Origin of the sequence: Ralstonia condita (assembly GCF_958405655.1) — a bacterium.
In the GTDB taxonomy this organism is placed as follows: domain Bacteria; phylum Pseudomonadota; class Gammaproteobacteria; order Burkholderiales; family Burkholderiaceae; genus Ralstonia; species Ralstonia condita.
Map to the genome: position 1 here is coordinate 400,436 of NZ_CATYWO010000003.1, position 20,532 is coordinate 420,967.

Below are 20,532 nucleotides of genomic sequence, written 5' to 3' on the forward strand. Positions count from 1 at the left end.
GCAATTTTTGAATTCGCGTGCTAGCATGCCCTTCATGCAGTCTGCATTGCGCTACGCATTTGCCCTCATACGCTGCACCTCCGGCCCGCCCCGTTGCGCTGTTCTTGCCCGACTTGGCACGCCGTATAACATCCACGAGACCGATACCAAGGAGAACCCCATGGCGATGCCTACGCTCGATCCGAACGCCCCTGATTTCACGCGCCGCTATCCGAACCTGGCGGACCCCCGCCTGGGCGCCGAGGCCACGTTCGCGACCGACGAATTCTTCGCGCCGAAAAGCCGCATGCTCAATCCCGAGCCTGCCGTCTTCATTCCGGGCAAGTACGACGACCACGGCAAGTGGATGGACGGCTGGGAAACGCGCCGTCGCCGCAACGGCGGTTATGACTACTGCATCGTCCGGCTGGCACGCCCGGGCGTCGTGAAGGGCGTGGACATCGACACCAGCCACTTCACCGGCAACTTCCCGCCGGCCGCCTCGATCGAAGCCGCTTACCTGCCGGACGGCGAGCCGACCGACGCCACGCAGTGGACCGAAATCGTTCCGTCGACCACCCTGCAGGGCAACAGCCACGCGTACGTGGCCGTGAGCAACCCGGGCGCTTTCACGCACCTGCGCGTGAACATCTTCCCGGACGGCGGCATCGCCCGCCTGCGCGTGTACGGCCAGCCGCAAGTCGACTGGAAGGGTGCTGACCGCACCCAGCTGTTCGACCTGGCCGCCATGGAAAACGGCGCCTACGTGGTCGAAGCCAACAACGAGCACTTCGGGCCGGCTTCCCGCATGCTGATGCCGGGCCGTGGCGTGAACATGGGCGACGGCTGGGAAACGCGCCGCCGCCGCGAGCCGGGCAACGACTGGTGCGTGATCGCGCTGGCGCACCCGGGCCGCATCCGCAAGATCGAAGTCGACACCGCGCACTTCAAGGGCAACTTTGCCGACCGGGTTTCCATCCAGGCCGCGCGCGTGGTGGGCGGCACCGACAGCTCGCTGAAGACGCAAGCGATGTTCTGGCAAACGCTGCTGCCCGAGCAAAAGCTGCAGATGGACCTGCAGCATTACTACGAAGCCGAGATCGCTGACCTGGGCATCGTCACCCACGTGCGTTTCAACATGTTCCCGGATGGCGGCGTGTCGCGCCTGCGCCTGTGGGGGGTGCTCGAATGAGCCAGGACACCGTCGCTCGCGTTGCATTGACCATCGAGCCGCTCACGCGCGAAGCCTTCGCGCCGTTCGGCGACGTGATCGAGCTGGAGGGGTGCAAGCAGTTCCCCATCAACCAGGGCACGACCACGCGCTTTCATGACCTCGCCAACGTGGACGTGGGCGAAGGCGGCCGGGCGCTGATCAACCTGTTCCGTGGCCAGCCGCGCACGCTGCCGTTCGAGGTGACGATGCTGGAGCGCCATCCGCGTGGCAGCCAGGCGTTCATCCCGTTGAACGACAAGCCGTATCTGGTGGTGGTGGCGCCGGCCGGCGAGCTGGACCCGAGCCAGCTGCGTGCATTTGTCTCGCGCGGCTGGCAGGGCGTCAACTACGCGCGCGGCGTGTGGCATCACCCGCTGCTGGCCCTTGGTGAGGTGAGCGACTTCATCGTCGTCGACCGTGGTGGCGAAGGCCACAACTGCGACGAGCAGGATCTGCCCGAATCGGTGTGGCTGACCGAAGCGGCCCTGCGCGCCGCGCAGTAATCCGCTTGCCCCGAGCGTCATCCCTGAGCCCCCGCACCACGGGGGCTCAGTCACTTTCAAACCGACAAGGAGACATCGGCATGACCCAGGCTCAACTCACCTCCCCCGGCATCGACGCGGAGATCCGCGCCTTTGTCGAGGCCGCGCACGCGCAGCAGATCGCATTCCTGCGCGAGCTGGTGCAGGTGCCGTCGGACAACCCGTCCGGTGACTGCGCCCCGCACGCGGCGCGCGCCAAGGCGCTGCTGGAGGCGCAGGGCCTGACGGTCGAGGCGCATGCGGTGCCGGAGGCGCAGGTGCGCGCGGCCGGCATGGTCAGCGCCACCAACCTGATCGTGCGGCATGCGTTCGGCCGCGGCGGCCCGACCGTCGCCATGAACGCGCACGGCGATGTGGTTCCGCCGGGCCTGGGCTGGACGCACGACCCGTACGGCGGCGAGATCGTCGAGACCGAGCACGGCCCCACGATGTTCGGCCGCGGCGTGGCCGTCTCCAAGTCGGATTTCGCGACCTACACCTGGGCGCTGCTCGCGCTGATCGACGCCGAGAAGCGCGGGGCGACACTCAACGGCACGGTCGAACTGCATTTCACCTACGACGAAGAGACCGGCGGCGACCTCGGCCCGAAGTGGCTGCTGGACCAGGGCCTCACCCGGCCCGACTACGCCATCTCGGCCGGGTTTGCCTATGGCATCACCTCGGCGCACAACGGCTGCCTGCACGTGCAGGTGACGGTGCGCGGCAAGCAGGCGCACGCCGCCATGCCGCATACCGGGGTGGACGCCATCGAGGCCGCCACGCACATCCTGCAGGCGGTCTATGCGTACCGCGCGGAACTGGCGACGCGCAAATCGGCGGTCTCCGGCATCGACCACGCAACGCTGAACGTCGGGTTGATCCAGGGTGGCATCAACACCAACGTCGTCCCCGACCTGGTGACCTTCCGCATCGACCGTCGGATGATCCCGGAAGAGGCTGGGCGCGATGCCGAAGGCGAACTGCGTGCCGTGATCGAACGCGCTGCCGCTGAACGGCCCGGCATCACGGTGTCAGTCGAGCGCATCCTGCTGGCGGAGCCGCTGGCTGAATTGCCCGGTGTGCAGACGCTGATTGGCGCCCTGCGGCGCAACGCGCTGGCCGTGTTCGGTGGCGATGTACCGGTGCACGGCGTGCCGTTGTACACCGACGCGCGGCACTACACGGCGCGCGGCGTGCCGACCGTGCTGTATGGCGCGGGGCCGCGCACGCTCATGGAAGCACGTGGCCACAACACGGATGAGAACCTGCGATTGAACGATCTGCGGGGCGCCACTGTGGTGGTGGGCTGCGCAGTGGCCGAGTTGTTGGGCGCCTGAAGGCTGCCGCGTTTGCTTCTTGGGGCCGGCGCATGTCGGCCCTTGTGCTTTTGGGCCCGTGTGGTACTTGGCAGGGCACGCAGCGAGGGGCTGAGCGGAGAAGCCCCCCTTATCAAGAAGCGAAATCCGCAACGATGCCAACCCATTAAGATGGCCACTGTCCGCAACTCGCCACACATCGCGCCATGAAGATCTATCACAACCCGCGCTGCTCCAAATCGCGTACCGCACTGGAGCGGGCGCAAGCGTTCGCAGAACAGACGGGCGAGTCACTGCAAGTCATCGAGTACCTGCAGACGCCGCCCTCGCTGGCGGACCTGAAAACGCTCGCAGGTCAGCTGAACTCACCGCTGCGCAGCCTCGTGCGCGAGAACGAAGAGGAATACGCCGAACTGGGTCTGCAGGAAGCCTCGGACGACGCGCTGCTGGCGGCCATCGCGGCGCATCCGAGGCTGCTGCAGCGCCCCGTGCTCGTCCGCAACGGCAAGGCCACCATCGGCCGTACGCCTGAAGCGTTGGACGCCTTTCTCCAGTAACGCGCGCGACCGCCGCATGCATGTTGAACGGCCTGCCGATTTCCATCGGACAGGCCGTTCAGGGGTGGCCGTATCGCCTTGCGCGAGGGCCGGGGCTGCGTCCGTCAAGACGCGCTTGGGCACCGGATCATTCCAGGCCCATCAATCGGGCCATTTCTGACCCGAATCCGATCGCCAGCATGGCGGCAAGCACCACGGCCAGCACCACCGCAGTCGACACCACGGTGACCTTCATCAATGCCGCGTCGTCGATCCCTCTGCCGTGCGCGCGGTGCAGGTGTGTGCGCGTAGCCAGCGGGACCGCCTTGGCGGCCGGTTTGCGATGCCAATGCAAGCGCTCCGTCATCGCTCGCAAATGGTGCGTGTCAAACGCGTCACGGGAAAATCGCATCGCCTCACCTCCCGTTGTGGACCGATAGCCGACGCTGGCACGCACCAGCGTCGGGGGTACGTGCGGCCCGATGACGATACGACATGCAAATGGCGTATGCGAGTGGCTTTGCTTGCCGGCGCCGGGTGGCGCAGTCGTCGGGTCGCCTCGCACAAGCCCAGCGTAGACGGGGCTTCGAGACGCCGCAAGTTGCGCCGCGGCATGGTGTTCGCGTCACGCCGTCAAAAGGCAACGGGCATGCGGCTCTTCGCAAGCGGCGTGATGTGAGCGGCGCTCAATCCTGAGCAGATTGGTCAGACTCCTGGCTACCGGAGCGTTCCGCTTCTCGCTTGCGCAATTCGGCGAGGATGTTGCAGAAGAGCGCGCCTTGCTCCTTCGCGTCGTCGAGCGCGATATGCGTGTGGGGCAGGGGATCGTGCCAGTGGGCGGGAAAGGCCGCCTTGACGTTGCGCCGGTACGGCAGCCCCGTGAGCGAAAAGGCCAGCGTCTTGATGTCGAGAGCCGCCCAGCCGAAAGGCGAGCGCCCCGCAAAGCGCATCATGTACCAGAACATGAAAGTGAAATCGAAGCCCGCCGGGAACGCCACGAACACCGGCTTGCCCGGCAGGCTCTCCACCCACTCGACATAGCGCGGCAGGGCCACTTCGGGTGCCTCCAGATTGCTGCGGCAGGCGGCCCAGGCCTCGGGCTGCTGCTTCCACCACTGCACCTGGATCGGATGGCCCTGCGCACCGGGCAGCGTTTCCAGGTTCGCCTCGAACGTGCCGATGAGCGTCTTGTCGGCCAGATATGCGGCGCTCGCGAAGCTCAGCATCGAATGCGGTCCCGGAATGGGGCCATCAGCTTCGATGTCGGTGCTGACGTAGATTTCGGGCCGCGTGTCGGGCGCCGGGTTGCCGCGCTTGCGGCGCCCGTTGCCTGGTGCGGCGGAGGAGGGGGCGGCAGAGGTGTCGTCGCTCATGCGGCGCCTTCGTTGGCAAACAGCCGATCGGCGACGTAGGGGTTCGTGGCGCGTTCGTCGCCGAACGTGGACACCGGCCCGTGGCCCGGCACGAAGGTGACGTCGTCGCCCAGCGGCCAGAGCTTGGTGCGGATCGAGCGGATGAGGTCGGCATGGTTGCCGCGCGGGAAATCCGTGCGACCGATCGAGCCCGCAAACAGGACATCGCCGACGATGGCAACGCGGTCTTCAGGGCTGAAGAAGACGACATGACCCGGCGTGTGGCCCGGGCAATGGAACACCTGCAACGTGCGGCCGGCCGCTTCCACGGTGTCGCCGTCATCCAGCCAGCGATCGGGCACGAAAGCCCTGGCCGGCGGAAAGCCGAAGCGCTGGCTCTGCATCGGCAACTGGTCGATCCAGAATGCCTCGTCCTTGTGGGGGCCTTCGATCGGTACGCCAAGCTGTGTGCGCAAGGCATCGGCGGCGGCGCAGTGATCGACATGGCCGTGCGTGAGCAGGATCTTTGCGATGCGCGCGCCGTGCTGCTCGGCGGCGGCCAGGATGCGCTCGATATCGCCACCGGGATCGGTGACGGCGGCGGCGCCATCGTCGCCGATCAGCAGCGTGCAGTTCTGTTCAAACGGCGTAACGGGGACGACAACGACTTTCATGTGGTTTTTTGCGCACTCAAGGCGAATAGACGTGGTGGCAATTGTATCGGCCCCGGGCCGCGCCAGCATTGGCCTGGCGGGACGCGCTGTTACAGCGGAAAGAAAATTTTACAAAAATGACGTCAGATGCCCGCATGATCGCGCTGTTTTAATAGGAAATGTAAATTATCGGTCGAATCTTGCATGGTAGACTCGCGCCCATGCCAAGTTCGCCCCCTCTGTTCTCCCGCCTTCCGGCTGGCCGCTCGCTGCGTGCCTGGCTGCTGCATGGCACCGCAATGCTGGTGCTGGCAGGCTGCGCCGCCGTGCCTGGCGAACCGCCCGCCGGCGCCCAGACCGGCGCCCAGACCGGCGGCCAGGTCAGCAAGGCCGCCGCGCCCGCCCGGACGGTGTCCGACGTGCGCGACAACCCGGATGCCTGGGGCGCGCTGTCGTTCCGTGGCGTCCCCGAATCCAGCGGCCTCAAGCTTGACGATGCCAACACCGAGCCCGGCCTGCGCGCCGATCTCGGCACCTTCGAGCAGCGCGGCGTAGCGTCCTGGTACGGCCGCGGCTTCCATGGCCGCCGTACCGCCAGCGGTGAGCGCTTCGACATGAATGCCTTCACGGTGGCACACCCGTCGCTGCCGCTGCAAAGCTGGGTGCTGGTGCGCAACCTTGCCAACGATCGTGTGGTGGTGGCCAAGGTGACGGACCGCGGTCCGTATCACGGCAAGCGCATTCTCGACATGTCATATGCCGCCGCCAAGCGGCTGGATTTCGTCAAGCGTGGCTCAGCGCAGGTGGAGATCCGACGGCTGTCGCGCGCAGAAGTCGAGGCGCTGCGCCCGGAACTCACGCAAACCGACCTCGCCAGCAATGATGGCGACGCCGATGTCGGCGCCGACGAGCCCGCGCCGGTCAAGAAGAAGTCGATCCGGCACCGCGCAAAGCGCCATCATTAAGCGCCGCCTTTGAGCGCCGCCAGGCACGCTGCCATGGCAGACGTGGCATCAATCCTTTCCATCGTTCTTGAGTGCCAGCGCGCTCTGATACAGCGCATCGACTGAAGCCCCCGTGATGGCGCCGGCCAGCTTGGCCGCGCGTTTGGCGGGCAGCTCGGCCAAGAGGAGCCGTAACACCTGGTCGGCTGCCATGGCGGTTGGCGCCGCGCCCTGCGTGCCTGCGCCTTCCACCACCAGGACGAACTCGCCCTTGCCGTGCGCGGCGTCGGCCGCCAGCCACGATGGCGCCTCCGCTGCCGGCAACACGACGATCTGCTCGAACAGCTTGGTCAGCTCGCGGCCGATGAGGATGCGGCGCGCGGGTAGATGCTCCGCCAGTGCCGCCAGCGTGGCATCAATGCGATGGGGCGCTTCATAAAGTACCCAGGCCGGTCCGTGCGCGGCCCATTGGCGGATGGCCGCATCACGCGCGCCCGCCTTGGCGGGCAGGAAGCCGACAAACGTGAACTGGCCATCCGACGATGCCAGCAGCTCGCCCGCCGCGGACAATGCCGTCACCACCGCGCTCGGGCCCGGCAGCGGGATCACACGATGGCCCGCCGCGCGCACCGCCTCGACAATGCGCGCACCGGGGTCGGAGATGCCCGGCGTGCCCGCATCGGACGCATAGGCCACACGCTCGCCGCGCACCAGGCGTTCGACGATGCGCGCGGCGGCCTCGCGCTCGTTGTGCTCGTGTGCCGCCAGCATGGGCCGCGACAGTCCCAGCCGATGCAGCAACTGGCCGGTGTTGCGCGTGTCCTCGCAGGCCACCGCATCGACGAGGCCGAGCACGTGCCGCGCGCGCAGCGACACGTCGGCAGCGTTCCCGATGGGGGTAGCCACCACATATAATGCGCCGGCGGGATAGTGCTGGTCGTGCGCCAGCAGGGTCCAGTCAGGATCACTCACGAGAACTTCTCTTAGTCAGTCGGTTCAAACCGCCAATGCACGCGCCGCAACAGCCCGTACCTCCGCAACCCATGACCGCAGCCACCGGCGAGGCCGGTGAAGATCGCGCCCTGCGCTATCTGCAGGCACGCGGTTTGTTGATGGTCACCCGCAATTATCGCTGCAAGGGCGGCGAGATCGATCTGGTGATGCGTGATGCGGCGGGTACGCTGGTATTCATCGAGGTGCGCGCCCGCGTGGCACGTTCGACGCAGCGCTTCGGCGGTGCCGCCGCGAGCGTGACGCCCGCCAAGCAGCGCCGCCTGATTGCGGCGGCCGAAGATTTCCTGGCGCGGCAGGTGGAGGATGTACCCGCCTGCCGTTTCGATGTCATCGCCATCGACGGCGCGCGTATCGAATGGATGCGCGACGCATTTGGCGTCGAGGCATGACTCCCGCGCTCTTTCCCATTCTTCCCGGACTCTTTGCAAGGACAACATGAAACGCCCGTCGCCCAAGTCTGCCCGCGCCAAGCGCATCGTCGTGCTGGCCGCCCTGGCCGGCATCACCGCCACGCAGCTGACCGCCTGCTTCCCGCTGTTTGCGGGTGCCGTGGCAGGTGGCGTGGCACTGGCCACCGACCGCCGCCCGACCGCCACCCAGACCATCGACCGCGGCCTGCAGATGGAGGCCGAAAACACGCTCATCACGCGCTACGACGGTCGTGCCCACGTGAACGTGACGGTCTACAACCGCAAGGTGCTGCTGACTGGCGAAGCCGGCACCGAGCAGACGAAGCAGGAAATTGGCCAGTACGCGCAGAAGCTGCAGAACGCGCGTGAGGTCGTCAACGAGCTGGTGGTGACGGGCGAGTCCAGCACACTCAGCTCACGCGCCAACGATACGTACATCACGACCAAGGTGAAGAGCGTGCTGGCCGGCACGGAGGGCGTGCCCTGGAACTCCATCAAGGTGACCACCGAAGCGCAGACCGTCTTCTTGATGGGCGTGGTGACGGAGGCTGAAGGCAACCGCGCCACCGAGGCCGTACGGACCGTTGGCGGCGTCAACAAGGTCGTGAAGGTGTTCGATTACGTGAGCGAAGACGAGCGCAAGCGCCTGGACTCGAATGCGACGTCGACCAATCCGCAGGTGGCGCCGGGCAGTGGCGCCGGCACCCCGGCACCCGTCGAAAAGCAGGCGCCCGCGCCGGTCTCGCCGGCCTCGCCGGGGCAGCCGGGCGTGGGCGCGACGGTGTCGCCGACCACCTCGCCGGCGCTGCCGCCGGGCAAGCAACTGCCCTGAGCGCACGCATCATCGCCACAAAGAACGCAGCCATCGTGCTGCGTTTTTTGTGGCCCGTGCGCATCGCACGGTCGGCTGCGCCAACGCGGGCGTGTTAGCGTATGGCGCTCCCGCGACTTCGCTGCCCCCCATGCCCGTCGTCCATCGTCTTGCGACCGCCACCTTGCTCGCCGTGGCCCCCATTGTCCACGCAGGTGAGGCCCCGCCCTCCAACATGCAGGCCCGCACCTGGGCGGCTTCCTGCGCCAGTTGCCACCATGCCGATACGGCGCCCGGCACCAGGCTGTCGGCGCAGACGCTGCCTTCGCTGGCGGGCCGCTCACAGGCCGAGCTGATCGACACGCTGCAGGCCTTCCGCAACGGCACGCGCCCCTCCACGGTGATGGGTCAGCTCGCGCGCGGATACACCGAGGTGCAGATCGCCGCCATTGCCGGCTGGCTCTCGCGTCAGCCGCAGGAGGCGCCATGACCGCCTCGATGCTGCGCAAGAACAGGCGCGCGGTGCTGCGTGCGCTCGGTGCGGGTGCGCTCGCAGGCCCGCTGGCCGCGTGTGCGTCGTGGACGGCCATGCGCAATGCGCGCGTGGTGGTGGTCGGCGGCGGCTATGGCGGCGCGACTGCCGCCAAGTACGTGCGGGCATTTTCGGGCGGCCGCGTCGACGTGACATTGGTCGAGCCCAACGCGGCCTTCGTGTCCTGCCCGCTGTCGAATCTCGTGCTTTCCGGCGACCGGGATCTCGCCTCGATCACCGTGCCGTATGACGCGCTGGTGGCGCGCCACGGCGTGCGCTGGGTGCGCGACCGGGCATCCGCCATCGACGTTGGCGCCAGGCAAGTGCGCCTGGCCGGCGGCGGCTCGCTCGATTACGACCGGCTCATCCTCTCGCCTGGCATCGAGTTCATTCCCGGCGCGATTCCGGGTCTCGCCGATCCCGCAACGGCGGCGCGGGCTCCGCATGCATGGAAGGCCGGCACGCAGACGCTCGCGCTGCGCCACCGCCTGGAGGCCATGCCCAACGGCGGGACAGTGGCGATCAGCATTCCGCTCGCGCCGTACCGCTGCCCGCCCGCGCCCTACGAGCGAGCGTGCCTGATCGCCAACTGGCTGCAGCGCGCCAAGCCCGACTCGCGCGTGCTGATTCTCGATGCGAACGACGAGGTGATGTCCAAGGGGACGCTGTTCAAGCGGGTGTGGGCGGAGCGCTATCCGAACCACATCGAATACCGCCCGCAGTACAACGCGGTCGACATCGACCCGACCGGCCACGTGCTCAAGTTCGACGTGCAGGACGACGTGCAGGCGGAGGTGGTCAACCTGATCCCGCCGCAGCGCGCCGGCGCGATTGCCGTGCAGGCGGGGCTGGCGACCGCCAACGGCCGCTGGTGCGAGGTCGATTTCCTCTCGTTCGAATCCAGGGTGGCGCCGGGCGTGCATGTGATTGGTGATGCCATCCAGACCGCGCCGCTGATGCCGAAGTCGGGCCACATGGCCAATCAGCACGGCAAGGTGGCCGCCGCCGCGGTGGTGGCGATGCTGGCCGGGCACGCGCCCGATGCCTCCCCGCTGTATGCCAACACCTGCTACAGCTTCACCGCGCCCGATGAGGCCATCCACGTGGCGTCGGTGCATCGCTTCGACCCCATCGCGCGCACGATGGTCACGGTGCCTGGAGCGGGTGGCGTATCCGACATGCCGTCTGCGGCGGAAGCGACGCTGGCACAAGGGTGGAGCCGCGCGATCTGGTCGGACATGCTCGGCTGAGGGCGCACGCAGCGTCCGGCACGAACAATGCGCAAGATTGTGCAAGTCGGGCGCGATTGAACCGCCTACAGTGCGTCATATGGCCGCGCGGGCGGCCGCCAGGATATTCCGCTCATCATGTCTCCCAAGGATCTGCTGCTTGCCCTGACCGTCGTGCTGGTGTGGGGCGTCAACTTTGTCGTCATCAAGGTGGGGCTGCACGGCGTGCCGCCCATGCTGCTGGGCGCGCTGCGTTTCGCCCTCGTCGCCTTCCCGGCGGTGCTGCTGGTGCCGCGCCCGAAGATTCCGCTCAAGTGGCTGCTCGCCTACGGCGCGACCATCAGCTTTGGGCAGTTCGCGTTTCTGTTCTCGGCCATGTACGTGGGCATGCCGGCGGGGCTGGCGTCGCTGGTGCTGCAGTCGCAGGCGTTCTTCACGCTGACGATCGCGGCCGTGGTGCTGCGGGAGCCGATCCGCTGGTTCCACCTGGCCGGCATGGCCGTGGCGGCGTGCGGGCTGGCCATCATCGGCATGGCGGGCGGCTCGGCGGCCACGGGCATGACCACGGCGGGTTTCCTGCTCACACTGTGCGCGGCGTTTTCGTGGGCCAGCGGCAATATCGTCACCAAGCGCATCGGGCCGGTGAACGTCGTCAGCCTCGTGGTGTGGGGCGCGCTGATCCCGCCGATTCCGTTCTTCCTGCTTTCGTATTGGATGGAAGGCCCCGAACAGATCGCGCACAGCCTGGCGAACATCGGCGCGCTGAGCATTGGCGCGATCGTCTATCTGGCCTTTGCCGCCACCATCTTCGGGTACAGCCTGTGGAGCCGCCTGCTGGCCCGCTACGCGGCCAGCCAGGTCGCGCCCCTGACGCTGCTGGTGCCGGTGGTGGGCCTCGTGTCCGCGGCCGCGCTGCTCGGCGAGCGGCTGGTGCCGGCCCAGTGGCTGGGCGGCGCGGTCGTGATGGCCGGGCTGCTGCTGAACGTGTTCGGCGGCCGGCTGGCGGCGCGGCGGGCGATGGCCTGACCGCCGCCTACCCGAGCGGGCGCGCCCGGCACGGGGCGGATGCCGGGCGCGTTGCATGCTGGCCCGGCATGGCGATTCTCCACTTGGGGCACAATATCGGGTCCATTCGCCCGCGCCCGGCATGCGGGCCGCCTCATCATCTGGAGACCACATGAAGTTCGCCCCCACGCTCGCCGCTGCGGCTGTGCTGGCCAGCTTGGCGCTGTCCGCCACGCCTGCGCTGGCCGCCGTCGATGCAGCCCGCGCGCAATCCCTCGCCAACCAGAACGCCTGCCTCGGCTGCCACGCCGTCGACCACAAGCTCGTCGGCCCCGCATACAAGGATGTCGCCGCCAAGTACAAGGGCGACGCCAGCGCCGAAGCCAGGCTCATGAAGAAAGTGCGCGAAGGCGGCATGGGCAACTGGGGCCAGATCCCGATGCCCGCCAACCCGAAGATCAGCGACGCTGATCTGAAGACCGTGATCGACTGGGTGCTCGCTGGCGCCCCGTCCAAGTGAGGGCACGGCCATGCATGATGCAATCAACCTGACCCGCCGCGACGTGCTGCGCGCAGGCGCCATGATGGCGCTGCTCGTGTCCGCAGGCATCGCCACGCCGGCTCAGGCGGCCGAGTGGAACAAGACCGCGTTCAGCATCAAGGGCGTGAACGACGTGCTCAAGCAATTGGGCGGCGGCGCCGTCGACAAGGGCGGCGCGGGCGTTCACCTGACCGCCCCGGACATCGCCGAGAACGGCGCCGTGGTGCCGCTGGTGGTGACGAGCACGCTGCCCGGCACCGACATGATCGCCATCTTGGTCGACAAGAACCCGAACACGCTGGCCGCCACCTTTGGCATTCCGGCTGGCACCGAACCGTTCGTCAGCACGCGCGTGAAGATGAGCGAGACGTCGATGGTCTACGCCGCTGTGCGCGCCAACGGCAAATGGATCCTGGCAAGCAAGGAAGTCAAGGTCACCCTCGGCGGCTGCGGCGGCTGACCGGCCAATCAGGACAAGGAGCACACCATGGCAGACCCGATGCGCATCCGCGCAATGGAAAACGGCGGCACGGCCGACGTCAAGATCCTGATGAAGCACGATATGGAGACCGGCCAGCGCAAGGACGCGTCCGGCAAGATCGTGCCCGCCTGGCACATCACCAACGTGACGGTGCAGCATAACGGCAAGACAGTGCTGGACGCGCAGTTCGGCACAGCCGTATCGAAGGATCCGTTCCTCAATTTCAAGTTCAAGGGCGCCGCCAAGGGCGACAAGGTGACAGTCACCTGGGTCGACAACCATGGCGACAAGCGCACCGACGAAACATCCATCCAGTAAGCCCCGGAGACCGACATGCGACGCAGCTTCTTTCGGGTAACAGCCGCGCTGGCGGCGCTGGGCGTGGCCGGCAAGGCGGCCGCCCAGAATATGCCGCGTGCCGGTGGTGCCGGCGCACGGTACAAGGTGGTCTATCAGTTGAGCGAGGGCATCGACCAGGCGGTGCGCGCCATCGGCAACCTGCGCAACCACGTCAATGGCGCGCCGGGCACCCGGATCGTGGTGGTGGCATTCGGACACGGCATCGAGTTTCTCGTGGAAGGTGCCAAGGACGAGCAGGGCCGTACCTTTGACGCGCCCGTGGCTGCATTGGCCAGCATGGGCGTGGAGTTTCGCGTGTGCCACAACTCGCTGATGGCCTTCAAGGTGCCGGAAGACAAGCTGCTGCTGGAAGCCAAGGTCGTGCCCGCTGGCGTGGTGGAAATCACCCGCCTGCAGCAGGAAGAAGGCTTCGCCTATCTCAAACCGTAGGCGACACGCGGAGGGGACCGTGAAACGCAAGACACTGACAAAGGTGCGGGGCGCAGCGCTGCGTGCGGCGGCAGGTGCATTGGCCTGCGGGGTGGCCATGGCCGCCCACGCACAGGATGCCAAGGACAATATCGCCGCCGGCATCGCCCAGTACCGCGAGATGCTGGCTGACGGCAATCCGGCCGAACTCTGGGAAGCCGCTGGCGAAGAACTCTGGAAGAAGCCCGCCGGCCCGAAGCAGGTATCGCTCGAAGCGTGCGACCTGGGCCTCGGCCCGGGCGTCGTGAAGGGCGCGTATGCCCAGCTGCCGCGTTACTTCAAAGACACCGGCCGCGTGATGGACGCCGAGCAGCGCCTCATGTATTGCCGCATGACGCTGCAGGGGCTGACCAGGGATGAGGCTTCGGCGCGGCCGTTTTCCTCGCCGGGCAAGCCTTCCGAGATCGAGCGGCTGATGGCCTACGTCGCCTCCGAATCGCGCGGCGCGGCCATCGACATCCCCCTCGCGCATCCGGAAGAAAAGCGCGTGTACGAACTTGGCCGCCGCATGTTCTTCTACCGTGGCGGCGCCTATGACTTTGCCTGCGCCACGTGCCATGCCCAGCCGGGTTTGCGCATCCGCCTGCAAGACCTGCCCGACCTGCTGACCGCCGACGGCGCGCGCTATGCGTATTCCACATGGCCGGGTTATCGCGTCTCGCAGGGCGAGGTACGCACGATGCAGCACCGCCTGTACGACTGCCTGCGCCAGCAGCGCTTTCCGGAACCGCTCTATGGCAGCGAGGTGGTCACTGCGCTCGAGATGTTCCTCGCCCGCAACGCCAACGGCGGCAAGATGGACGCGCCGTCCATCAAACGATGAGGCCGACCATGCCGCACATGATCCGACTGACCCTCATCGCCCTGGCCCTCGTTGCAGGCGCTGCCCGTGCCGCCGATGCGGCACCCGCCAAGGCCGTCACCCCGCCCAAGCCCGATGCCAAGGCTGACGCAGCACTCGCCAAGGTCATCCACGAGAGCTTTGTCTCCAAGGGCCCGGCCACCGTGGAAGGCGTGACCGAGCGCGACGACGTGCAGAAGGTCTGCAGCCAGTTCGCAAACAGCAATGCCGTGCCGGCCGCCGTGGCCAGGAAGCTCGAAGTCGCGCAGCTCCAGACCATCCGCTACCCAGCCGACGGCAAGTGGCTGGGCGACTGGAAGGCCGGCGAGAAGACCGCCCAGAACGGCCGGGGCATGCAGTTCTCCGACCCGGTTGGCATGGTCAACGGCGCCAATTGCTACGCGTGCCATCGCCTTTCGAAAGACGAAGTGTCGTACGGCACCATCGGCCCGTCGCTGTACCAGTACGGCAAGCTGCGCGGCGATTCGGAGGCGATCCTGCGCTACACCTGGGGCAAGATCTACAACTCCAACGCGTATGCGGCGTGCTCCAACATGCCGCGCTTCGGGCACAAGGGCATCCTGACTGAACAGCAGATCCGCGATGTGATGGCGCTGTTGTTCGATCCGGCATCGCCAGTGAACCAGTAACGCCATGCGCACGCTTCGGCGGTTCCTGACATGGGCGGCAGCGGCGATGGTGTTTGCCGCCACGCAGTTTGCCAATCATGCGCAGGCCGTCGAAGTGGGCGATGTGGTGGCGCTGCCCGACCTGCAATTGCTCGACGGCACGCGCGTGCCGGGCGATGCATGGCGCGGGCACCCCGTCATCATCGCCACGTGGGCATCGTGGTGCCCGTTCTGCGCGCTGCAGAACCCGCGCCTGCAAAAGCTCTACGACGCCACGCGCGGCACTGACCTGCGCATCCTCACCATCAGCATCGACGCCAACCCGCAGCTCGCGAAGGATTACGTCGCCAAGCGCAACTTCACCTTGCCCGTGGCGATGGAAACCGACGCGCTGTGCGCCGCCACCGGCCCGCGCAAGGGCCTGCCCGAACTGCTCGTGCTCGACGCCAAGGGCCGCGTGGTGCGCAAGGAAGTTGGCGAGATGCTCGAAGACGACGTAGCCGACCTGGCCCGCTACGCAAACAGCCCCAAACAATGAACCGCCGCGAATTCGTTCAAGCCCTGGCGATTGCCGCAGCCGCCGGCCTGCGCCTGACCGACGCCCACGCCGACACGTTCAGCTACGACGTGCCGCGCTTTGGCAACGTCCACCTGCTGCACTTCACCGACTGCCACGCGCAGTTGCTGCCCATTGAATACCGCGAGCCCAGCGTCAACCTGGGCGTGGCGCAATGGGCCGGGCAGCCGCCGCATCTGGTCGGGCACGCGCTGCTCAAGCGTTACGGCATTGCGCCGGGCTCGCGCGCTGCGCACGCCTTTACCGCGCTCGACTTTACCGAGGCCGCCCGCCGCTACGGCCGCATGGGCGGCTTCGCGCACTTTGCCACGCTTATCAAGCGCCTGCGCGCCACGCGCCCCAATGCGCTGCTGCTGGATGGCGGCGACACCTGGCAGGGCTCCGCCACTGCGTTGTGGACCAACGGCCAGGACATGGTCGACGCGGCCCTCGCGCTGGGCGTGGACGTGATGACCCCGCACTGGGAGATGACCTATGGCGCCGACCGCGTGCGCCACGTGGTCGATCACGACTTCAAGAACAAGGTCGCCTTTGTCGCGCAGAACATCCAGACCGCCGACTTTGGCGACCCGGTGTTCGACCCCTACGTGCTGCGCGAGCTGAACGGCGTGCCGGTCGCCATCATCGGGCAGGCGTTTCCGTACACGCCCATCGCGCACCCGGCGGATTTCACGCCCGACTGGACCTTCGGCATCCAGGAAGAACGGCTGCAGAAGATGATTGACGAGGCGCGCGGCAAGGGCGCCAAGGTGGTCGTGCTGCTGTCGCACAACGGCATGGATGTGGACCTGAAGCTCGCCTCGCGTGTGCGCGGGTTGGACGCCATCCTGGGCGGCCATACGCACGATGCGGTGCCCGCGCCCGTCAAGGTCAGCAACGCGGGCGGCGTGACGCTCGTCACCAACGCGGGCGCCAACGGCAAGTTTGTCGGCGTGCTCGATCTGGATGTGCGCGGCGGCACCGTGCGCGACATCCGCTATACGTTGCTGCCCGTGTTTGCCGATCTGCTGCCGCCCGACCCGGCCATGACCGCGCTGATTGACCGCGTGCGCGCGCCGTACAAAGACAAGCTGGGCGAAACGCTCGCCACGAACCGCGGCCTGCTGTACCGGCGCGGCAACTTCAACGGCACCTTCGACCAGCTCATCGTCGATGGCCTGATGGACGCGCAGGGCGCGGAGATTGCCTTCTCGCCCGGCTTCCGCTGGGGCACCACCCTGCTGCCCGGCGAGGCCCTGACCATGGAAGCGCTGATGGCCCAGACCGCCATCACGTACCCGGCCACCACGCTCACCGAGATGACGGGCGCCACCATCAAGACCGTGCTGGAAGACGTGGCCGACAACCTGTTCAACCCAGACCCGTATTACCAGCAGGGCGGCGACATGGTGCGCACCGGCGGCCTGCGCTACACCATCGACCCGTTGAAGCCGATTGGCCAGCGTATTACCGACATGCGCCTGGGTGACACGCCCATCGACGCCGACCGCCGCTACAAGGTGGCCGGCTGGGCCGCCGTATCGCCCGAGGCCCGCAAGGCCGGCGGCCACCCCGTGTGGGACGTGCTGGCCGACTGGTTGCGCGATCAGCGCGAAGTGACGGCGCGGCCGCTGAACACGCCGCGCATCGTCGGCATGGAGGGCAATCCTGGCATGGAAACCGACAAGGGTTGACCCGCGATTGAAGCCCCCGGGCAAATTCGGATAAACTTTGTGACGACGGGCCGATAGCTCAGCTGGGAGAGCGCCGCGTTCGCAATGCGGAGGTCGGGAGTTCGATCCTCCTTCGGTCCACCAAGTTACTGGCAGCGTTTGATGAGCGATGCCCCAAAAAAACCCGCGAAGCGTTGAGCGTCGCGGGTTTTTTATTGCCAACGTTGCTTAATCGCCGTTGCCCTCCGTGGGGTAGGTGGGGCTAATTCGGGACCTTGAGCGACATACACTTCGCGCGAGATATCAGCGGTATTGCCACGCTTCTAAAGGAAAATAGGCAACTCGAACAAGGAGCGCTGCGGATATGGATTACCAGGAGTGGGAGTTCTTTGAAACTGAAGTCAAAAGCGACGTCTATACAGTAGTTGACCATGGCCCATTGCATGGCCCTGTGACTTCATTTGTCGTCAAGCGGGACAACCGCCTCAACTTGGTGCTGGAAAGCACATCGGCAGCGAATAGCCCGGCGCGCGGGTGTGAGCCAGTGGCAAACGCGGTCCGCAGGCCGGATGGTCAAGTCCATTGCCAGAGCCGGTATACCGATTCCACAGTCACTGCGCGGGGCATCACTCCGCGAGGGTACAGCTTGACATTTCCGGTGGCTGCAACGGCAGATGCAGCGGCGGGCACGAGGGTGCAGACATCACTGATCGAGTCACTGGACTGGGAAAGTAGCCACTCCGGCGAGGCTTCGTGCGTGATGGACTGGATTGAAAACCTGTCAGGCAGCTTTTTGTGGCCCGATTCCGACAACGTTGAAGAAACGGACGCAAAAAGCAGAACTCTGCGCTCGGCGAGTGGAGACATTGTCATTCCATTGACGACGACTTCCTCGAAGCACAGCAACTCGTGCGCTCGGCTCTCTATTGGAGGCTGGGATGTCATCATCGGTGAGTCACGCGCAAAACCCGAACATATAAAGAACCCTGGGTTTATTCTCTACTTGGGTTTGCCTACCGAGGAGATCCGATCGCGCATCAGGGGGTGTCTCTCCTATTGCCTTGGCGACTACTTCGTCTATCTCGGTAGCACTACATTTGATGCCGAATGGAAGCCGGTTTCATTCCGCGCCGTGGCGGCACATGCGCTTGTCGAGAACGCGCATGACATCAGTGGCCGGCCGCCAGCTCCGCTAGGCCTGAGATACGATCGGGATGTGAACGCTGCGTTGCTGAGCCGGATGGCTTCGGGGCTGTTCGCAGCCTATGAGGCCTACAACCTTCGCACTGCCTTCTGGAACTACTGGCATGCCGCCGCCGCACCTGTACATATGGTCGCTGCGCACTTCGGTGCGGCGATTGAGGCGCTGCAAAGAGCGTACTTCAGCAACACCGCCGTCGAGGCCCACACCCGCATTGTGGCCGAGGAGGCGTGGCGGGGACTCTACGCGCAGATAGACCGGTGTATCCAAGACTCAGCTCTGTCGTCCGAGCAGAAGCGAATGCTGGGCAACAAGGCGCAGCATCTGAATTCGGCGCCACAGGCGGTCCTCGCTGACAGGTTCTTCACAGCGATCGGATTGGAAATCAGTGCACTCGAAAAAGACGTATGGATGAACAGGAACCGGGCGGCGCACGGCGGCGGCATAACTGAAGAGCGGGGTATCCAGACCGTGCGCGAGAACAAGGTCTTGATGATGCTGATGAACCGCATACTGCTATCGATCAGCGGCGCAAGTGACCTCTACTACGACTACTACACGCTTAACCGCCCAACGAGGCGGCTGTTGGAGCCGGTACCTGACGACCGCCCGCCCCGTGCGCGTTAGGGCGACCTTCGGCCACCAACTCCCCCGCTCAGATCGACCCCGCAACGCCAAAGAAAAAGCCCGCGAGCTGTTCAGCATCGCGGGCTTTCTACCATCTTGGCCGCATCAAACCATCAGCAGCCCCTCACCTCACTCCCCAGCCACCTCCTCCACCGTCTTCCGCGGCCCCCGACTAAACCGCGCTGACAACGTCCGTCGCGCCGATTCCAGCCCTTCGCCCTTACCCGCAACCTTCAGGTACGTGTAACCCTCCAGCGCGGCCGTCATCAGGTCACTGCCCATCGCCAGTTGCGAATCCTGCATCCGTTCCAGCAACTTCTCCACGCGGGCGAGGCGAGGGCGCAGGGTGTCAAAGCCCACCAAGTCACGTCGCATTTCCTGCAGGTTGAAATTGGCAGGAAGCACGCTGGGGTTGTTGCTCAGCAGTTCCACGGCCTGGCGTAAGCACCCGGTGAACCCGTCTTGAAGGGGACCCGCGTAGCAAGGAGCATCGTGTCCATCTAGTTCTAGGTGGACACGTGGACACTATCGAAGAGAGCGCGCCAATACGGCGCCGACGTCGGCATAGCGCCGAGTTCAAGGCCAAGGCAGTGCAGGAGTGCATGCAGCCGGGTGTTTCGATCGCGGCGATAGCCCTGCACCATCGCCTCAATGCGAATCTGCTGCGGCGCTGGGTCGCCGAGCAGGAAGCAAAGAATGGCGCGCCTGAGGACCGCGAGTTGATGAGGGTGCCGCAAGGCGAGTTCATCCCGTTGCGGATCGGCGAGCCGACCACTGCCGTGCCGGACATCCAGATCGAAGTCCGCCGTGGCGCGACGACGATCAGTCTTCGCTGGCCGGGATCGGCCGCAGCGCAGTGCGCCCAGTGGCTGCAAGGGTGGTTGCGTTGATTCGGGTGGACGCGATCTGGTTGGCCGTGGAGCCGCTGGACATGCGCGCCGGTACCGAAACGATCCTCGCGCGGGTCGTCAAGGTGTTCGGCGCGGCACGCCCCCACCACGCCTACCTGTTTGCCAATAAGAGTTCGACGCGCATGAAGGTGCTGGTCTACGACGGCTTCGGCATCTGGCTGGCCGCGCGGCGCCTCAACAAGGGGCGCTTCATCTGGACGAACGGCGACCAGGCGATCGCCACGGCGCTCAATCCCGAGCAATTGCGTGCGCTGGTGACGGGGCTGCCTTGGCAGACGCTCACCCACGACCACGCGATCACGGTCGTGTAATACCCCCAAAGCCGTAAACTGGCTTCCTTCCAGAGGACTTGGGGTTCTGGCAGACTCGCCGCATGAACCTACCCACCAACCTCGATGCCCTGAGCCCGGACGAACTGCGCACACTGGCTGCGCAGTTGATGGCCCAGGTCGGCGAGAAGGACCGGGAGTTGCGGTACCGGCAAGCCAAGATCGACCAGCTCACACACGAGCTGGCCATCCACAAGCGCTGGAAGTTCGGCAAGCGCAGCGAGCAACTGACATCTGAACAGGCGAGTCTGCTGGACGAAGCCATTGACGCAGACCTCGAGGCGATTGAGACCGAACTGGAAGCGCTCCTGCCGTCGTCCAAATCTGAAGCCAAGAGCAAGCCCAAGCGCCAGGCATTGCCGCCGCAGTTGCCGCGCACCGACATCCACCACGAGCCGGA

General features: G+C 66.2%; 27 protein-coding genes and 1 tRNA gene. 23 read left to right on the forward strand and 5 right to left on the reverse strand.

Translation table 11 applies throughout. From position 1 onward, the window contains the following. The first annotated feature begins 160 nt into the window (after positions 1 to 160). The 4 genes from alc to arsC all read left to right on the forward strand — a co-directional run bounded on the left by alc (position 161) and on the right by arsC (position 3,586). Complete coding sequence (gene alc / locus R2N03_RS13555) at positions 161 to 1,171, forward strand: allantoicase (RefSeq protein WP_316658161.1); 1,011 nt, start codon at positions 161 to 163, stop codon at positions 1,169 to 1,171. Next, positions 1,168 to 1,695 carry an ureidoglycolate lyase gene (locus R2N03_RS13560; protein WP_316658162.1) on the forward strand — a complete coding sequence of 176 codons (528 nt, stop codon included), beginning with the start codon at positions 1,168 to 1,170 and terminating at the stop codon, positions 1,693 to 1,695. Before alc ends, R2N03_RS13560 begins: the two co-directional genes overlap by 4 nt. A gap of 80 nt (positions 1,696 to 1,775) precedes the next feature. Next, positions 1,776 to 3,050: a M20/M25/M40 family metallo-hydrolase gene (locus R2N03_RS13565; RefSeq protein ID WP_316658163.1), complete on the forward strand. Its 1,275-nt coding sequence runs from the start codon at positions 1,776 to 1,778 to the stop codon at positions 3,048 to 3,050. Between the two features lie 185 nt (positions 3,051 to 3,235). Then, the gene (gene arsC / locus R2N03_RS13570; protein ID WP_316658164.1) at positions 3,236 to 3,586 is read left to right on the forward strand and encodes an arsenate reductase (glutaredoxin); all 351 of its coding nucleotides are present in this window, start codon (positions 3,236 to 3,238) and stop codon (positions 3,584 to 3,586) included. 127 nt (positions 3,587 to 3,713) lie between these two features. On the opposite strand, the gene R2N03_RS13575 is transcribed toward arsC, so the two are convergent. From R2N03_RS13575 to R2N03_RS13585, 3 genes are all read right to left on the reverse strand, one after another. Then, positions 3,714 to 3,977, reverse strand: coding sequence for a hypothetical protein (locus R2N03_RS13575; protein ID WP_316658165.1), 264 nt, complete (start codon positions 3,975 to 3,977; stop codon positions 3,714 to 3,716). A 274-nt stretch (positions 3,978 to 4,251) separates the two neighbouring features. After that, on the reverse strand, positions 4,252 to 4,938 hold the full coding sequence (locus R2N03_RS13580; RefSeq protein ID WP_316658166.1) for an exonuclease: 687 nt from the start codon (positions 4,936 to 4,938) through the stop codon (positions 4,252 to 4,254). Next, positions 4,935 to 5,591 (reverse strand): MBL fold metallo-hydrolase, encoded by a 657-nt coding sequence (locus R2N03_RS13585; RefSeq protein ID WP_316658167.1) that lies wholly within the window; start codon positions 5,589 to 5,591, stop codon positions 4,935 to 4,937. The genes R2N03_RS13580 and R2N03_RS13585 overlap by 4 nt, the downstream gene beginning before the upstream one ends. A gap of 200 nt (positions 5,592 to 5,791) precedes the next feature. On the opposite strand from R2N03_RS13585, the gene R2N03_RS13590 reads away from it, so the two are divergent. Next, on the forward strand, positions 5,792 to 6,535 hold the full coding sequence (locus R2N03_RS13590; protein ID WP_316658168.1) for a septal ring lytic transglycosylase RlpA family protein: 744 nt from the start codon (positions 5,792 to 5,794) through the stop codon (positions 6,533 to 6,535). 48 nt (positions 6,536 to 6,583) lie between these two features. On the opposite strand, the gene rsmI is transcribed toward R2N03_RS13590, so the two are convergent. Further along, positions 6,584 to 7,486, reverse strand: a complete 903-nt coding sequence (gene rsmI, locus R2N03_RS13595; protein ID WP_316658169.1) for a 16S rRNA (cytidine(1402)-2'-O)-methyltransferase — start codon at positions 7,484 to 7,486, stop codon at positions 6,584 to 6,586. A gap of 35 nt (positions 7,487 to 7,521) precedes the next feature. Here rsmI and R2N03_RS13600 point away from each other — a divergent pair, with 35 nt between their 5' ends. The 15 genes from R2N03_RS13600 (at position 7,522) to R2N03_RS13670 (ending at position 18,892) form a co-directional block, all read left to right on the forward strand. Further along, the gene (locus tag R2N03_RS13600) at positions 7,522 to 7,917 is read left to right on the forward strand and encodes a YraN family protein (RefSeq protein WP_316658170.1); all 396 of its coding nucleotides are present in this window, start codon (positions 7,522 to 7,524) and stop codon (positions 7,915 to 7,917) included. Positions 7,918 to 7,963: 46 nt separating this feature from the next. Further along, positions 7,964 to 8,770: a BON domain-containing protein gene (locus tag R2N03_RS13605; protein WP_316658171.1), complete on the forward strand. Its 807-nt coding sequence runs from the start codon at positions 7,964 to 7,966 to the stop codon at positions 8,768 to 8,770. 130 nt (positions 8,771 to 8,900) lie between these two features. Next, the gene (locus tag R2N03_RS13610) at positions 8,901 to 9,239 is read left to right on the forward strand and encodes a c-type cytochrome (protein WP_316658172.1); all 339 of its coding nucleotides are present in this window, start codon (positions 8,901 to 8,903) and stop codon (positions 9,237 to 9,239) included. Then, entirely contained in the window at positions 9,236 to 10,531 is a 1,296-nt protein-coding gene (locus tag R2N03_RS13615) for an FCSD flavin-binding domain-containing protein (protein WP_316658173.1), read from the forward strand. Before R2N03_RS13610 ends, R2N03_RS13615 begins: the two co-directional genes overlap by 4 nt. Positions 10,532 to 10,648: 117 nt before the next feature. Continuing rightward, the gene (locus R2N03_RS13620) at positions 10,649 to 11,536 is read left to right on the forward strand and encodes an EamA family transporter (RefSeq protein ID WP_316658174.1); all 888 of its coding nucleotides are present in this window, start codon (positions 10,649 to 10,651) and stop codon (positions 11,534 to 11,536) included. A 151-nt stretch (positions 11,537 to 11,687) separates the two neighbouring features. Next, the gene (locus R2N03_RS13625) at positions 11,688 to 12,035 is read left to right on the forward strand and encodes a c-type cytochrome (protein WP_316658175.1); all 348 of its coding nucleotides are present in this window, start codon (positions 11,688 to 11,690) and stop codon (positions 12,033 to 12,035) included. 10 nt (positions 12,036 to 12,045) lie between these two features. After that, the gene (soxY, locus tag R2N03_RS13630) at positions 12,046 to 12,516 is read left to right on the forward strand and encodes a thiosulfate oxidation carrier protein SoxY (RefSeq protein WP_316658176.1); all 471 of its coding nucleotides are present in this window, start codon (positions 12,046 to 12,048) and stop codon (positions 12,514 to 12,516) included. Between the two features lie 27 nt (positions 12,517 to 12,543). Next, positions 12,544 to 12,855, forward strand: coding sequence for a thiosulfate oxidation carrier complex protein SoxZ (soxZ, locus tag R2N03_RS13635; RefSeq protein ID WP_316658177.1), 312 nt, complete (start codon positions 12,544 to 12,546; stop codon positions 12,853 to 12,855). Positions 12,856 to 12,870: 15 nt separating this feature from the next. Further along, positions 12,871 to 13,326 (forward strand): DsrE family protein, encoded by a 456-nt coding sequence (locus R2N03_RS13640; RefSeq protein WP_316658178.1) that lies wholly within the window; start codon positions 12,871 to 12,873, stop codon positions 13,324 to 13,326. Between the two features lie 97 nt (positions 13,327 to 13,423). Continuing rightward, a complete protein-coding gene (gene soxA / locus R2N03_RS13645; RefSeq protein WP_316658200.1) occupies positions 13,424 to 14,188 on the forward strand; it encodes a sulfur oxidation c-type cytochrome SoxA in 765 nt (254 codons plus the stop codon). A 17-nt stretch (positions 14,189 to 14,205) separates the two neighbouring features. Further along, on the forward strand, positions 14,206 to 14,856 hold the full coding sequence (soxX, locus tag R2N03_RS13650; RefSeq protein ID WP_316658201.1) for a sulfur oxidation c-type cytochrome SoxX: 651 nt from the start codon (positions 14,206 to 14,208) through the stop codon (positions 14,854 to 14,856). A 4-nt stretch (positions 14,857 to 14,860) separates the two neighbouring features. Next, complete coding sequence (locus R2N03_RS13655; RefSeq protein WP_316658179.1) at positions 14,861 to 15,373, forward strand: TlpA family protein disulfide reductase; 513 nt, start codon at positions 14,861 to 14,863, stop codon at positions 15,371 to 15,373. Then, positions 15,370 to 17,085 (forward strand): thiosulfohydrolase SoxB, encoded by a 1,716-nt coding sequence (soxB, locus tag R2N03_RS13660; protein WP_316658180.1) that lies wholly within the window; start codon positions 15,370 to 15,372, stop codon positions 17,083 to 17,085. Before R2N03_RS13655 ends, soxB begins: the two co-directional genes overlap by 4 nt. 47 nt (positions 17,086 to 17,132) lie before the next feature. After that, a tRNA-Ala gene (locus R2N03_RS13665) sits at positions 17,133 to 17,208 on the forward strand. 220 nt (positions 17,209 to 17,428) lie between these two features. Next, on the forward strand, positions 17,429 to 18,892 hold the full coding sequence (locus R2N03_RS13670) for a hypothetical protein (protein ID WP_316658181.1): 1,464 nt from the start codon (positions 17,429 to 17,431) through the stop codon (positions 18,890 to 18,892). A 129-nt stretch (positions 18,893 to 19,021) separates the two neighbouring features. Here R2N03_RS13670 and R2N03_RS13675 read toward each other — a convergent pair whose 3' ends face one another. Next, complete coding sequence (locus R2N03_RS13675) at positions 19,022 to 19,324, reverse strand: hypothetical protein (protein WP_316658182.1); 303 nt, start codon at positions 19,322 to 19,324, stop codon at positions 19,022 to 19,024. A gap of 86 nt (positions 19,325 to 19,410) precedes the next feature. Between R2N03_RS13675 and tnpA the strand changes: the two genes are divergently transcribed. The 3 genes from tnpA to R2N03_RS13690 form a co-directional block, all read left to right on the forward strand. Next, complete coding sequence (tnpA, locus tag R2N03_RS13680) at positions 19,411 to 19,782, forward strand: IS66-like element accessory protein TnpA (protein WP_004633552.1); 372 nt, start codon at positions 19,411 to 19,413, stop codon at positions 19,780 to 19,782. Positions 19,783 to 19,787: 5 nt separating this feature from the next. Next, positions 19,788 to 20,114: an IS66 family insertion sequence element accessory protein TnpB gene (gene tnpB / locus R2N03_RS13685; RefSeq protein ID WP_131807846.1), complete on the forward strand. Its 327-nt coding sequence runs from the start codon at positions 19,788 to 19,790 to the stop codon at positions 20,112 to 20,114. 62 nt (positions 20,115 to 20,176) lie between these two features. After that, a partial coding sequence (locus R2N03_RS13690; RefSeq protein WP_316658183.1) for a transposase occupies positions 20,177 to 20,532 on the forward strand: 356 nt, incomplete at its 3' end.

Coding starts and splice junctions, on each gene's coding strand:
- alc (WP_316658161.1), top strand. CDS start 161: ATGGCGATGCCTACGCTCGATCCGAACGCCCCTGATTTCACGCGCCGC.
- R2N03_RS13560 (WP_316658162.1), top strand. CDS start 1,168: ATGAGCCAGGACACCGTCGCTCGCGTTGCATTGACCATCGAGCCGCTC.
- R2N03_RS13565 (WP_316658163.1), top strand. CDS start 1,776: ATGACCCAGGCTCAACTCACCTCCCCCGGCATCGACGCGGAGATCCGC.
- arsC (WP_316658164.1), top strand. CDS start 3,236: ATGAAGATCTATCACAACCCGCGCTGCTCCAAATCGCGTACCGCACTG.
- R2N03_RS13575 (WP_316658165.1), bottom strand. CDS start 3,977: ATGCGATTTTCCCGTGACGCGTTTGACACGCACCATTTGCGAGCGATG.
- R2N03_RS13580 (WP_316658166.1), bottom strand. CDS start 4,938: ATGAGCGACGACACCTCTGCCGCCCCCTCCTCCGCCGCACCAGGCAAC.
- R2N03_RS13585 (WP_316658167.1), bottom strand. CDS start 5,591: ATGAAAGTCGTTGTCGTCCCCGTTACGCCGTTTGAACAGAACTGCACG.
- R2N03_RS13590 (WP_316658168.1), top strand. CDS start 5,792: ATGCCAAGTTCGCCCCCTCTGTTCTCCCGCCTTCCGGCTGGCCGCTCG.
- R2N03_RS13600 (WP_316658170.1), top strand. CDS start 7,522: ATGCACGCGCCGCAACAGCCCGTACCTCCGCAACCCATGACCGCAGCC.
- R2N03_RS13605 (WP_316658171.1), top strand. CDS start 7,964: ATGAAACGCCCGTCGCCCAAGTCTGCCCGCGCCAAGCGCATCGTCGTG.
- R2N03_RS13610 (WP_316658172.1), top strand. CDS start 8,901: ATGCCCGTCGTCCATCGTCTTGCGACCGCCACCTTGCTCGCCGTGGCC.
- R2N03_RS13615 (WP_316658173.1), top strand. CDS start 9,236: ATGACCGCCTCGATGCTGCGCAAGAACAGGCGCGCGGTGCTGCGTGCG.
- R2N03_RS13620 (WP_316658174.1), top strand. CDS start 10,649: ATGTCTCCCAAGGATCTGCTGCTTGCCCTGACCGTCGTGCTGGTGTGG.
- R2N03_RS13625 (WP_316658175.1), top strand. CDS start 11,688: ATGAAGTTCGCCCCCACGCTCGCCGCTGCGGCTGTGCTGGCCAGCTTG.
- soxY (WP_316658176.1), top strand. CDS start 12,046: ATGCATGATGCAATCAACCTGACCCGCCGCGACGTGCTGCGCGCAGGC.
- soxZ (WP_316658177.1), top strand. CDS start 12,544: ATGGCAGACCCGATGCGCATCCGCGCAATGGAAAACGGCGGCACGGCC.
- R2N03_RS13640 (WP_316658178.1), top strand. CDS start 12,871: ATGCGACGCAGCTTCTTTCGGGTAACAGCCGCGCTGGCGGCGCTGGGC.
- soxA (WP_316658200.1), top strand. CDS start 13,424: ATGGCCGCCCACGCACAGGATGCCAAGGACAATATCGCCGCCGGCATC.
- soxX (WP_316658201.1), top strand. CDS start 14,206: ATGATCCGACTGACCCTCATCGCCCTGGCCCTCGTTGCAGGCGCTGCC.
- R2N03_RS13655 (WP_316658179.1), top strand. CDS start 14,861: ATGCGCACGCTTCGGCGGTTCCTGACATGGGCGGCAGCGGCGATGGTG.
- soxB (WP_316658180.1), top strand. CDS start 15,370: ATGAACCGCCGCGAATTCGTTCAAGCCCTGGCGATTGCCGCAGCCGCC.
- R2N03_RS13670 (WP_316658181.1), top strand. CDS start 17,429: ATGGATTACCAGGAGTGGGAGTTCTTTGAAACTGAAGTCAAAAGCGAC.